Here is an 11,399-nt window from a genome sequence, read left to right as displayed (position 1 = left end):
GCCCGGACCCGGGGCCGGGGGGCTTGTGGACGGTTCGTAGACTCGCCCGCATGAGCACAGATCCCGCCGTTGAGGTCCGCGGCCTCGTCAAGCGGTACGGCACCAGGACCGCGGTGGACGGTCTGGACCTGAGCGTCGGGGCCGGCACCGTCACCGCGGTCCTCGGACCGAACGGCGCGGGCAAGACCACCACGGTGGAGACCTGCGAGGGCTATCGTCGCGCCGACGCCGGCACGGTCCGGGTGCTGGGCCTGGACCCTGTGGCCGACGGAGCGGCGCTGCGCCCCCGGATCGGGGTGATGCTGCAGTCCGGCGGCGTCTACTCCGGCGCCCGGGCCGAGGAGATGCTGCGCCACACGGCCAGGCTGCACGCCCACCCGCTGGACGTGGACGCGCTGATCGAACGGCTCGGCCTGGAGGGCTGCGGCCGTACGTCCTACCGCAGGCTCTCCGGCGGCCAACAGCAACGGCTCGCCCTGGCGATGGCCGTGGTCGGCCGACCCGAGCTCGTCTTCCTCGACGAGCCGACAGCCGGTCTGGACCCGCAGGCCCGCAGGTCCACCTGGGAGCTCGTGCGGGAGCTGCGCAACGACGGGGTGACCACCGTGCTGACCACCCACTTCATGGACGAGGCCGAGCAGCTCGCCGACGATGTCGCGATCATCGACAGCGGCCGCGTCATCGCCCACGGCAGCCCCCAGGCGCTGTGCCGCGGCGGCGCCGAGAACACCCTGCGCTTCGTCGGCCGGCCGGGGCTCGACCTCGGCTCACTGCTGAAGGCCCTGCCGGACGGCACCGAGGCCGCCGAGCTGACCACCGGCTCCTACCGGATCACCGGAACAGTCGACCCCCAATTGCTGGCCACCGTCACCTCCTGGTGCGCCCAGCACGGTGTGATGCCGGACCGGATCTCGGTGGAGAGCCACACCCTCGAAGACGTCTTCCTGGAACTGACCGGCAAGGAGCTGCGCGCATGAGCGCCGGTACGTACGCCCCGCGCCCCGGCGCGGCCCCGCTTGCCCGGATGATCACGGCGCAGACGGCGTTCGAGACGAAGATGATGCTGCGCAACGGCGAACAGCTGCTGCTGACGGTGATCATCCCTTCGCTGCTGCTGGTCCTCTTCTCGGCGGTGGACATCGTCGACACCGGCAAAGGCAGGTCCGTCGACTTCCTGGCGCCGGGCATCCTCGCGCTCGCCGTGATGTCCACGGCCTTCACCGGGCAGGCCATCGCCACCGGCTTCGAACGCCGGTACGGGGTGCTCAAGCGGCTCGGCGCCTCGCCGCTCCCCCGCTGGGCGCTGATGGCCTCCAAGACGTTCTCCGTACTGGTCACCGAAGTCCTGCAGATCGTGCTGCTCACGGTGATCGCCTTCGCACTCGGCTGGTCGCCGCACGGCGGCCCCTTCGCCGTTCTGCTGCTCCTCGTCCTCGGCACCGCCGCCTTCTCCGGACTCGGCCTGCTGATGGCGGGAACGCTCAAGGCGGAGGCCACTCTGGCCGCGGCCAACCTGGTCTTCCTGCTGCTGCTCGTCGGTGGCGGGGTGATCGTCCCGATGGACAAGTTCCCCGGCGGGATCCGGTCCGTGCTGGACGTGCTGCCCATCTCCGCGCTCTCCGACGGACTGCGCGAGGTGCTCCAGCAGGGCGCTTCGATGCCCTGGGGCGATGTGGGAATTCTGTGCGTGTGGGCGGTGCTCGGCCTGGGCGCCGCCGCCCGCTTCTTCCGCTGGGAGTAACGGTCCGTACTGCTCCAGGCGGCCTCGTCGGCCGGCCCGGGTGCCGGGCGACCCCCTCGTGAAAGTGCGCACAAGCGTCCGGCCTACCATGTATCCCGTGCCGAACATGACCCGCGCCGAAGCCGTTCGAGCCGTGCGCAACCCCCTCGCCTACATCGCCGACCGCTGGACCCCGGCTCCCCGGACCGTCCAGCGGGCAGCACTCGCCGCTCTCGTGATGGCCGTGATCATCGTCGTCACCGGCGGAGCGGTCCGGCTGACCGCGTCCGGACTCGGCTGCCCGACCTGGCCCGAATGCACCGACGGGAGCCTGACGGCGACCAGTGCGATGGGCCTGCACGGCGCGATCGAGTTCTCGAACCGGATGCTGACGTACGTGCTGTGCGCCGCGGTCGGCTGGGCGATCATCGCGGCTCGTTCCGCGAAGCCCTGGCGGCGCTCGGTGACCCGACTGGGCTGGGCCCAGTTCTGGGTGGTCATGGGCAACGCGGTGCTGGGCGGCATCGTGGTGCTGGTGGGCCTGAACCCGTACACCGTGGCCGCACACTTCCTGCTCACCACGGCGCTGATCACGGTGGCGGTGCTGACCTGGCAACGCACCCGCGAGGGCGACGGCGCGCCCCGTCCCCTGGTGGGCAAGGCGGTCACTCAGCTGACCTGGCTGCTCGTCGTGGCATCCGGCGCGCTGATCGCGGTCGGCACGGTCGTCTCCGGCGCCGGGCGGCACGCGGGCGACTCCAGCGAGGTCGCACGCATCCCGGTCGACTGGGAGATGATCGCGCAACTGCACGCCGATCTGGCCTGGGTCGTGGTCGCGCTCACCGTCGCGCTCTGGTTCGTGCTGAAAGCCGTGGACGCACCGGTGGGACCGCTGCACCGGACCCGCGATCTCTTCCTGGTGCTGATGGCGCAGGGCGTGATCGGCTACGTCCAGTACTTCACCCACACCCCCGAGATCCTGGTCGGCATCCACATGCTCGGCGCGACCCTGGTGTGGATCGGTGTCATGCGGGTGCTGCTCTCGCTCCGGGAGCGTCCGCAGGAGGCTCCGGTGACTGCTGCGCGGAAGGTCGCGGAGACGAGCGCGCAGGCTGTGCCCGCGCAGCCCCCGGTGACCGACGCCGCCGCGCTCCCGGCCGTCCGGGAAGTCCCTTCCGGCCGCTGAATGCGGCTGCGGCCCTGCCCGTGACGGGCAGGGCCTTCAGTGCTTCGGGCAGGACTTTCAGCGCTCGCCGGGGCTGCCGAGCTGGATGCCCGCCATCCGCTTCCATTCGTAGGGTCCGGTGCGGACCTTGGCCGCGAAGTCGCCGTCGAACGTCTCGTGGACCGTGACGCCGGCCTTCGCGGTGGCGCTCTGCGCTATGGCGAACGACGGGGCCATCAGGTCGCCCCAGTCGCCGTCCTCGCCCACCAGCACGATGCGAGCTCCCCGACGGCCGATGTACGCGAGCTGCGCCTCGGCCCCCCCGTGTGCCTGCCCGAAGGACACGATCTGCTTGGCCAGCCGCGCCGCCTTGCGGTCGGCCCTGGCCTGCTGCTTCTCGTGGTCGCCAGGGCCGTTCTCGAGCCCGTTCTCGTGCTCGTTGCCGTCGTTCTTGTCGTCATCGACCGGGGTGTCTGCCATGGCCGCATGCTACTTGCGGGTAGTCGGACGTGCGACGGGTGGGTGGGGTGGCGCGGGCCACACGGCACAGCCGAAAGCCCCCGCACGCGGTGGCATCACGCGACACGGGGGCTTTCGGCGGTGATAAGGGGGCGCCTGTCAGCGCAGGAACGGGTCCACGGCAACAGCCACGAAGATCAGCGACACATAGGTGATCGACCAGTGGAACAGCCGCATCTCCTTCAGCTTCGCGCCGGCCGCGCCGCTCTTGGCCCGGGACTGCAGACCGTGTGCCTCCCAGAGCCACCATCCGCCGGCCAGCAGCGCCACGGAGGTGTAGAACCAGCCGGTGTACCCGAGCGGCGTCAGCAGCAGCGAAACACCGACCATCACCCAGCTGTAGACCACGATCTGCCGGGCCACGACCTGGTTGGTGGCGATGACCGGGAGCATCGGTACGCCGACCCTGGCGTAGTCCGCCTTCACCTTCATGGAAAGCGGCCAGTAGTGCGGCGGTGTCCAGAAGAACATCACGAGGAAGAGGATGACCGGGGCCCACGAGAGCGAGTCCCGGACGGCGGTCCAGCCGATGAGGACCGGCATGCAGCCCGCGATGCCGCCCCAGACGATGTTCTGCGAGGTGCGGCGCTTGAGGAGCATCGTGTAGACGACCACGTAGAAGAGCAGCGCGCCCAGTGCCAGTGCGGCGGAGAGCCAGTTGACCAGGAACCCGAACCACAGGGTGGAGACCGTGGCCAGCGTGAAGGCGAAGACCAGGCACTCCCGCGGGGTCACCATCCCGGTCACCAGCGGTCGCTGCGACGTGCGGTCCATCAGCGCGTCGATGTCGCGGTCGATGTACATGTTGAACGCGTTCGCGCCCCCGGCCGAGAGATAGCCGCCGATCGTGGTCACCAGGACCAGCCACAGATCGGGAACGCCCTGCTGGGCCAGGAACATCACCGGCACCGTGGTGATCAGCAGCAGCTCGATGATCCGCGGTTTGGTCAGCGTCACGAAAGCCTTGACGCGAGCCCCGAATGGCCGATGGCCCCCCGGGCTGGGAGTCTGGACGACCCCTGCGGGTCGGGACTCGACGGCCGTCACGTACACCCCTGACAGAGAATTTTCCAGCAAGTTCCGCCGGTGAGAGCCCGGTCGACACTTGCGCGTACCACGTCACTCTAGACGTTGCCCCTCCGCCGTTATCCGCCGGGGTCGGGTCGTGTTGAGGCCCTTGTCAAGGGGCAGTCGCCCCTGCCGACGAGCGAACCGGAGCGGTCACCGGCACCCTGGCAGGTGTCCCTCTTTCATCGGCGGGAACCCGAAAAGACGAGTGTTGCGGCGGGGGTAGGCTCGACAACGCCCGGTGCATCGACCGTAACCGGGCTTACATGATGTGGAGAGGAGCCCTGACCCAGGGTGAGTACCAAGCCGACCACCACAGACCTCGAGTGGACCGAATTGGACCAGCGGGCCGTAGACACCGCCCGCGTGCTGGCCGCGGACGCCGTACAGAAGGTCGGCAACGGCCATCCCGGTACGGCCATGAGCCTGGCCCCGGCCGCGTACACCCTCTTCCAGAAGGTGATGCGGCACGATCCGGCCGACCCCGAGTGGACCGGTCGTGACCGGTTCGTCCTCTCTGCCGGACACTCCTCGCTGACCCTTTACACCCAGCTCTACCTGGCCGGGTTCGGCCTGGAGCTGGATGATCTGAAGGCTTTCCGCACCTGGGGCTCGAAGACCCCGGGACACCCGGAGTACGGGCACACCACCGGTGTGGAGACCACCACGGGCCCGCTGGGCCAGGGTGTCGCCAACGCGGTGGGCATGGCCATGGCCGCCCGCTACGAGCGCGGCCTCTTCGACCCGGAAGCGGCCTCGGGCACCTCCCCGTTCGACCACTTCGTCTTCGCGATCGCCGGCGACGGCTGCCTCCAGGAGGGCATCTCCGCGGAGGCCTCCTCGCTGGCCGGACACCAGAAGCTCGGCAATCTCGTACTGCTGTGGGACGACAACCACATCTCCATCGAGGGTGACACGGAGACCGCGGTCTCCGAGGACACCATCAACCGGTACGAGGCCTACGGCTGGCACGTCCAGCGGGTGACGCCGAAGGAGAACGGCGACCTCGACCCGGCCGCGCTGTACGCCGCGATCCAGGCCGCCAAGGCCGAGACGGGGCGTCCCTCGTTCATCGCGATGCGCTCGATCATCGCCTGGCCCGCCCCCAACGCCCAGAACACCGAGGCCGCGCACGGCTCGGCGCTCGGCGACGAGGAAGTCGCTGCGATCAAGCAGGTCCTGGGCTTCGACCCGACGCAGTCCTTCGAGGTTTCCGAGGAGGTTCTGGCCCACACCCGCGCCATCCTGGACCGCGGCCGTGACGCCAGGGGCGAGTGGGAGAAGGGCTTCGCCGCCTGGCGCACCGCGAACCCGGAGCGTGCCGCGGAGTTCGACCGCATCAGTGCGGGCGAGCTGCCCGATGGCTGGCAGGACAAGCTCCCGGTGTTCGAGGCCGGCAAGGCGGTCGCCACCCGCGCCGCTTCCGGCAAGGTGCTCCAGGCGCTGGGCGATGTCGTTCCCGAGCTGTGGGGCGGCTCCGCCGACCTCGCGGGCTCGAACAACACCACCATCGACAAGAACTCCTCGTTCCTGCCGGTGGGCAACCCGCTGCCCGGCGCCGACCCGTACGGCCGCACGATCCACTTCGGCATCCGCGAGCACGCCATGGCAGCGACCATGAACGGTATCGCCCTGCACGGCCACACCCGGATCTACGGCGGCACCTTCCTGGTGTTCTCCGACTACATGCGCAACGCGGTCCGGCTGTCCGCGCTGATGCAGGTGCCCGTCACGTATGTATGGACGCACGACTCGATCGGCCTCGGTGAGGACGGCCCGACCCACCAGCCGGTGGAGCACCTCGCCTCGCTGCGCGCCATCCCGGGTCTGAACGTCGTCCGCCCCGCGGACGCCAACGAGACGGCGATCGCCTGGCGCGAGATCCTCAAGCGCTACACCAAGGAGTTCGGCAAGGGCGCCCCGCACGGCTTGGCGCTGACCCGCCAGGGCGTGCCGACGTACGAGGCGAACGAGGACGCGGCCAAGGGCGGCTACGTACTCTTCGACGCCGATGGCGGTGCCCCCCAGGTGGTGCTGATCGGTACCGGCTCGGAGGTCCAGCTGGCCGTGGAGGCCCGCGAGCAGCTGCAGGCCGCCGGGGTGCCGACCCGGGTCGTCTCGATGCCGTCGGTCGAGTGGTTCGACGAGCAGGACCAGGGGTACCGGGACTCGGTGCTGCCGCCGTCCGTGAAGGCGCGGGTGGCGGTCGAGGCCGGTATCGGTCTGACCTGGCACCGTTTCGTGGGCGATGCGGGCCGCATCGTGTCGCTGGAGCACTTCGGTGCGTCCGCCGATGCCAAGGTCCTCTTCCGTGAGTTCGGCTTCACCGCCGACGCGGTCGCCGCAGCAGCCCGGGAATCGATTGAAGCCGCAGCGCGCTGACGCCTGTATACGACCAGTAGGAGATGCAAATCCCATGACAGACGCACTCAAGCGCCTCTCCGACGAAGGCGTCGCGATCTGGCTCGACGACCTTTCCCGCAAGCGCATCACGTCCGGCAATCTCGCCGAACTGATCGACCAGCAGCACGTGGTGGGTGTCACCACCAACCCGTCGATCTTCCAGAAGGCGATCTCGCAGGGCGACGGCTATGACACGCAGCTCACGGACCTGGCGGCCCGCAGGCTCACGGTCGAGGAAGCCATCCGCATGATCACGACGGCGGACGTCCGGGACGCCGCCGACATCCTGCGGCCGACCTTCGACGCCACGCAGGGGCAGGACGGCCGGGTCTCCATCGAGGTGGACCCGCGGCTCGCGCACAACACCAGGGCCACCGTGGCCGAGGCCAAGCAGCTCGCCTGGCTGGTGGACCGTCCGAACACCTACATCAAGATCCCGGCGACCGAGGCCGGTCTGCCGGCCATCACCGAGACCATCGGCCGGGGCATCAGCGTCAATGTCACGCTGATCTTCTCGCTGGAGCGCTACCGCATGGTCATGGACGCCTACCTTTCGGGGCTGGAGAAGGCCAAGGCCGCGGGTCTGGACCTCTCGAAGATCTTCTCGGTGGCGTCCTTCTTCGTATCCCGGGTGGACACCGAGATCGACAAGCGTCTCGACGCCCTGGGCACCGACGAGGCGAAGGCAGCCAAGGGCAAGGCGGCAGTCGCCAACGCCCGTCTGGCCTACGAGGCGTACGAGGAGACCTTCGCCTCCGACCGCTGGGCCGCCCTGGACAAGGCGCAGGCCAACAAGCAGCGCCCGCTGTGGGCCTCGACCGGCGTCAAGGACCCGGCGTACCGGGACACCATGTACGTGGTGGACCTGGTCGCGCCGAACACGGTGAACACCATGCCGGAGGCGACGCTCGACGCCGTCGCCGACCACGGCGAGATCACCGGTAACGCGGTGTCCGGCACCTACGAGCAGGCTCGCGCGGACCTCGCCGCCATCGAGAAGCTCGGAATCTCCTACGACGACGTCGTCCAGGTCCTGGAGGACGAGGGCGTCGAGAAGTTCGAGGCGTCCTGGACCGACCTGCTCAAGTCCACTGAGGCAGAGCTCAAGCGCCTCGCTCCTTCGGAGGGCTAAACATTGTCCAGCAGCAATCCGCTGCGTGACGCCCAGGACCGGCGGCTCCCGCGTATCGCGGGGCCGTCGGGCCTGGTCATCTTCGGCGTCACAGGCGATTTGTCCCGTAAAAAGCTGATGCCTGCTGTCTACGACCTGGCCAACCGCGGCCTGCTGCCACCAGGCTTCTCGCTCATCGGCTTCGCGCGCCGCGACTGGGAGAACGAAGACTTCGCCCAGGTGGTCCACGACTCCGTCAAGGAACACTCCCGTACCCCCTTCCGCGAAGAGGTCTGGCAGCAGCTGAGCCAGGGCATGCGCTTCGTGCAGGGCACCTTCGACGATGACACGGCGTTCGACACGCTGAAGTCGACGATCGAGGATCTCGACAAGGCGCAGGGCACCGGCGGCAACTTCGCCTTCTATCTGTCCGTGCCGCCGAAGTTCTTCCCCAAGGTCGTCCAGCAGCTCAAGAAGCACGGACTGGCCGAGCAGCAGGAGGGCTCCTGGCGCCGCGCGGTCATCGAGAAGCCCTTCGGCCACGACCTGAAGAGCGCTCAGGAGCTCAACGAGGTCGTGCACGAGGTCTTTCCTCCGAACGAGGTCTTCCGGATCGACCACTACCTCGGCAAGGAGACCGTCCAGAACATCCTGGCGCTGCGCTTCGCCAACACCCTCTTCGAGCCCGTCTGGAACCGGTCGTACGTCGACCACGTCCAGATCACGATGGCCGAGGACATCGGTATCGGCGGCCGGGCCGGCTACTACGACGGCATCGGCGCGGCCCGTGACGTCATCCAGAACCACCTGCTCCAGTTGCTCGCGCTGACCGCGATGGAGGAGCCCGCCTCCTTCGACGCCGACGCGCTGGTGGCCGAGAAGACCAAGGTACTCGGGGCCATCAAGCCGCCCAGGGACCTCGGCAAGGAGACCGTGCGCGGGCAGTACGCCGCAGGTTGGCAGGGCGGCGAACAGGCCGTCGGCTACCTCGAGGAAGACGGCATCGACCCCAAGTCGAAGACCGACACCTACGCGGCGGTGCGCCTGGAGATCGACAACCGCCGCTGGGCGGGCGTCCCCTTCTACCTCCGGACCGGCAAGCGGCTGGGCCGCCGGGTCACCGAGATCGCGGTCGTCTTCCAGCGTGCCCCGCACTCGCCCTTCGACCACACGGCGACCGAGGAACTCGGACACAATGCGATCGTCATCCGGGTGCAGCCCGACGAGGGCATCACCATGCGGTTCGGCTCCAAGGTGCCCGGCACCTCGATGGAGATCCGGGACGTCTCGATGGACTTCGCGTACGGCGAGTCCTTCACCGAGTCCAGCCCCGAGGCGTACGAACGGCTCATCCTCGATGTGCTGCTCGGCGACGCGAACCTCTTCCCCCGGCTGGAGGAGGTCGAGCAGTCCTGGCGGATCCTCGACCCGATCGAGCGGTACTGGGAATCCCACGGCAAGCCGGCTCAGTACGAGTCGGGCACCTGGGGGCCCGCCGAGGCGGACGAAATGCTCGCACGCGAAGGACGGAGCTGGCGCCGGCCATGAAAATCGATCTGACGGAAACCACGGCCAGCAAGGTCAACAAGGCCCTCGTGCAGGGCCGTCGCGCCAGCGGCTCCCCTGCCGTCGGCATGGTGTTGACCCTCGTCATCGTGACCGACGAGGAGAACGCCTACGACGCGCAGAAGGCGGCCAACGAGGCGTCCCGCGAGCACCCCTCGCGCACCCTGGTGGTCATCAAGCGGGCCTCCCGCTCCCCGCGCGACCGTGCGGCGGCGCGGCTCGACGCCGAGGTGCGGGTCGGCGCCGACGCGGGCACCGGCGAGACGGTGGTCCTGCGGCTGTACGGCGAGGCGCTGCACCATGCCCAGTCGGTGGTTCTGCCGCTGCTGCTGCCCGACGCCCCGGTGGTGGTCTGGTGGCCGGTGAACGCGCCGCTCGACCCGGCGAAGGACCCGCTCGGCGCACTGGCCCAGCGCCGCGTCACCGACTCGTACGCCGCCGAGCAGCCGATCCAGGAGCTGACGGCCCGCTCCGCCGCCTACGCACCGGGTGACACCGACCTGTCGTGGTCGCGCATCACGCCGTGGCGTTCGATGCTGGCGGCCGCGCTGGACCAGTTGCCGTGCCAGGTGACCGGCGTCGAGGTGGAGGGCGAGGAGTTCAACCCGAGCTGCGAGTTGCTCGGGATGTGGCTCGCCGACCGGCTGGACGTACCGGTGGCGCGCGCCGTCTCGTCCGGTCCCGGTCTCACGTCCGTACGGATGGAGACGGACCACGGCGTCATCATCCTGGACCGTGCCAACGGGTCGTTGGCCACCCTCTGCATGCCGGGGCAGCCGGACCGCGCGGTGGCGCTGAAGCGGCGGGAGACCTCCGAGCTGCTCGCTGAGGAGCTGCGCAGGCTCGACCCGGACGACACCTATGCGGCCACCCTGAAGTACGGCGTGGACCGGCTCGGAGCGCCGTCCCCCCGGACTTCCGGTGGTGCGGGCGCCGATCGGGCCCGGTCCGACAGTCCGGATGAGCCGAAGGCGGCTCCGGCCGCGAAGAAGGCAGCGCCGGCCAAGAGGGCGGCATCGAAGTGAGCTCTCCGCAACTCGTCGTCCACCGCGACAAGGAGCTGATGGCGCAGGCCGCCGCGGCACGGCTCATCACCAAGGTGGTGGACGCCCAGGCCGCACGCGGCTCCGCCTCGGTGGTGCTCACCGGTGGGCGCAACGGCAACGGGCTGCTCGCGGCCCTCGCCGAGGCGCCCGCCCGGGACGCCGTCGACTGGTCGCGGATCGACCTGTGGTGGGGCGACGAGCGGTTCCTGCCGGACGGTGATCCGGAGCGCAACATCACGCAGGCCCGTTCCGCCCTGCTCGACTCGGTGGGGGTGGACCCCGGCCGGGTGCACGCCATGGCCCCGTCGGACGGCGCGCACGGCAACGATGTGGAGGCCGCTGCTGCCGCTTACGCGGCTGAACTGGCCGCCGCGTCGGGGCCGGAGGACCACGGCGATGTGCCGGCCTTCGACGTCCTGGTGCTGGGGGTCGGCCCGGACGCGCATGTGGCCTCGCTCTTCCCCGAGCTTCCCGCCGTACGGGAGACCGAACGCACCGTCGTCGGAGTGCACGGTGCGCCCAAGCCGCCGCCCACCCGTATCTCGCTGACGCTGCCCGCGATCCGGGCCGCACGTGAGGTGTGGCTGCTGGCCGCCGGCCAGGACAAGGCGGGGGCAGCCGCTCTCGCGCTGTCCGGGACCGGTGAGGTCCAGGCGCCGGCCGCGGGAGCGTACGGCCGCAACCGCACGCTCTGGCTGCTGGACTCGGCAGCGGCCTCCCAGCTGCCTCCGCAGCTCTACGGCCCGCCCATCGCCTGAGTCACCGGCAGGGGACGCAGCACCTGCACGGAACCGGCCCGCA

The 11,399-nt window shown here is 69.7% G+C and carries 10 protein-coding genes; 8 read left to right on the top strand and 2 right to left on the bottom strand.

What is annotated here, in order from left to right:
* Window positions 1-50: 50 nt before the first annotated feature.
* The 3 genes from AB0M87_RS22815 to AB0M87_RS22805 all read left to right on the top strand — a co-directional run bounded on the left by AB0M87_RS22815 (window position 51) and on the right by AB0M87_RS22805 (window position 2,906).
* Complete coding sequence (locus tag AB0M87_RS22815; RefSeq protein ID WP_365855719.1) at window positions 51-977, top strand: ABC transporter ATP-binding protein; 927 nt, start codon at window positions 51-53, stop codon at window positions 975-977.
* Window positions 974-1,741, top strand: a complete 768-nt coding sequence (locus AB0M87_RS22810) for an ABC transporter permease (RefSeq protein WP_365855717.1) — start codon at window positions 974-976, stop codon at window positions 1,739-1,741. Before AB0M87_RS22815 ends, AB0M87_RS22810 begins: the two co-directional genes overlap by 4 nt.
* Window positions 1,742-1,829: 88 nt before the next feature.
* Window positions 1,830-2,906 (top strand): COX15/CtaA family protein, encoded by a 1,077-nt coding sequence (locus AB0M87_RS22805; protein WP_365855715.1) that lies wholly within the window; start codon window positions 1,830-1,832, stop codon window positions 2,904-2,906.
* A 57-nt stretch (window positions 2,907-2,963) separates the two neighbouring features.
* Here AB0M87_RS22805 and AB0M87_RS22800 read toward each other — a convergent pair whose 3' ends face one another.
* Entirely contained in the window at window positions 2,964-3,365 is a 402-nt protein-coding gene (locus AB0M87_RS22800) for a hypothetical protein (RefSeq protein WP_365855713.1), read from the bottom strand.
* Between the two features lie 138 nt (window positions 3,366-3,503).
* The gene (locus AB0M87_RS22795; RefSeq protein ID WP_365855711.1) at window positions 3,504-4,451 is read right to left on the bottom strand and encodes a heme o synthase; all 948 of its coding nucleotides are present in this window, start codon (window positions 4,449-4,451) and stop codon (window positions 3,504-3,506) included.
* A gap of 315 nt (window positions 4,452-4,766) precedes the next feature.
* Between AB0M87_RS22795 and tkt the strand changes: the two genes are divergently transcribed.
* The 5 genes from tkt to pgl are packed head-to-tail and all read left to right on the top strand — an operon-like array spanning window position 4,767 to window position 11,356.
* Window positions 4,767-6,854 (top strand): transketolase, encoded by a 2,088-nt coding sequence (gene tkt, locus AB0M87_RS22790; RefSeq protein WP_365855709.1) that lies wholly within the window; start codon window positions 4,767-4,769, stop codon window positions 6,852-6,854.
* A gap of 34 nt (window positions 6,855-6,888) precedes the next feature.
* Window positions 6,889-8,007, top strand: coding sequence for a transaldolase (gene tal / locus AB0M87_RS22785; RefSeq protein ID WP_365855707.1), 1,119 nt, complete (start codon window positions 6,889-6,891; stop codon window positions 8,005-8,007).
* 3 nt (window positions 8,008-8,010) lie between these two features.
* On the top strand, window positions 8,011-9,534 hold the full coding sequence (gene zwf / locus AB0M87_RS22780) for a glucose-6-phosphate dehydrogenase (RefSeq protein WP_365855705.1): 1,524 nt from the start codon (window positions 8,011-8,013) through the stop codon (window positions 9,532-9,534).
* Window positions 9,531-10,577 carry a glucose-6-phosphate dehydrogenase assembly protein OpcA gene (gene opcA / locus AB0M87_RS22775; protein ID WP_365855703.1) on the top strand — a complete coding sequence of 349 codons (1,047 nt, stop codon included), beginning with the start codon at window positions 9,531-9,533 and terminating at the stop codon, window positions 10,575-10,577. Before zwf ends, opcA begins: the two co-directional genes overlap by 4 nt.
* Complete coding sequence (gene pgl / locus AB0M87_RS22770) at window positions 10,574-11,356, top strand: 6-phosphogluconolactonase (protein ID WP_365855701.1); 783 nt, start codon at window positions 10,574-10,576, stop codon at window positions 11,354-11,356. The genes opcA and pgl overlap by 4 nt, the downstream gene beginning before the upstream one ends.
* Window positions 11,357-11,399 lie beyond the last annotated feature (43 nt).

The organism is Streptomyces sp. NPDC051320, from assembly GCF_040682175.1.
Lineage (GTDB): Bacteria > Actinomycetota > Actinomycetes > Streptomycetales > Streptomycetaceae > Streptomyces.
Note: the sequence above shows the minus strand (reverse complement) of the source record. Positions and strands in the feature narration are given on the sequence as shown.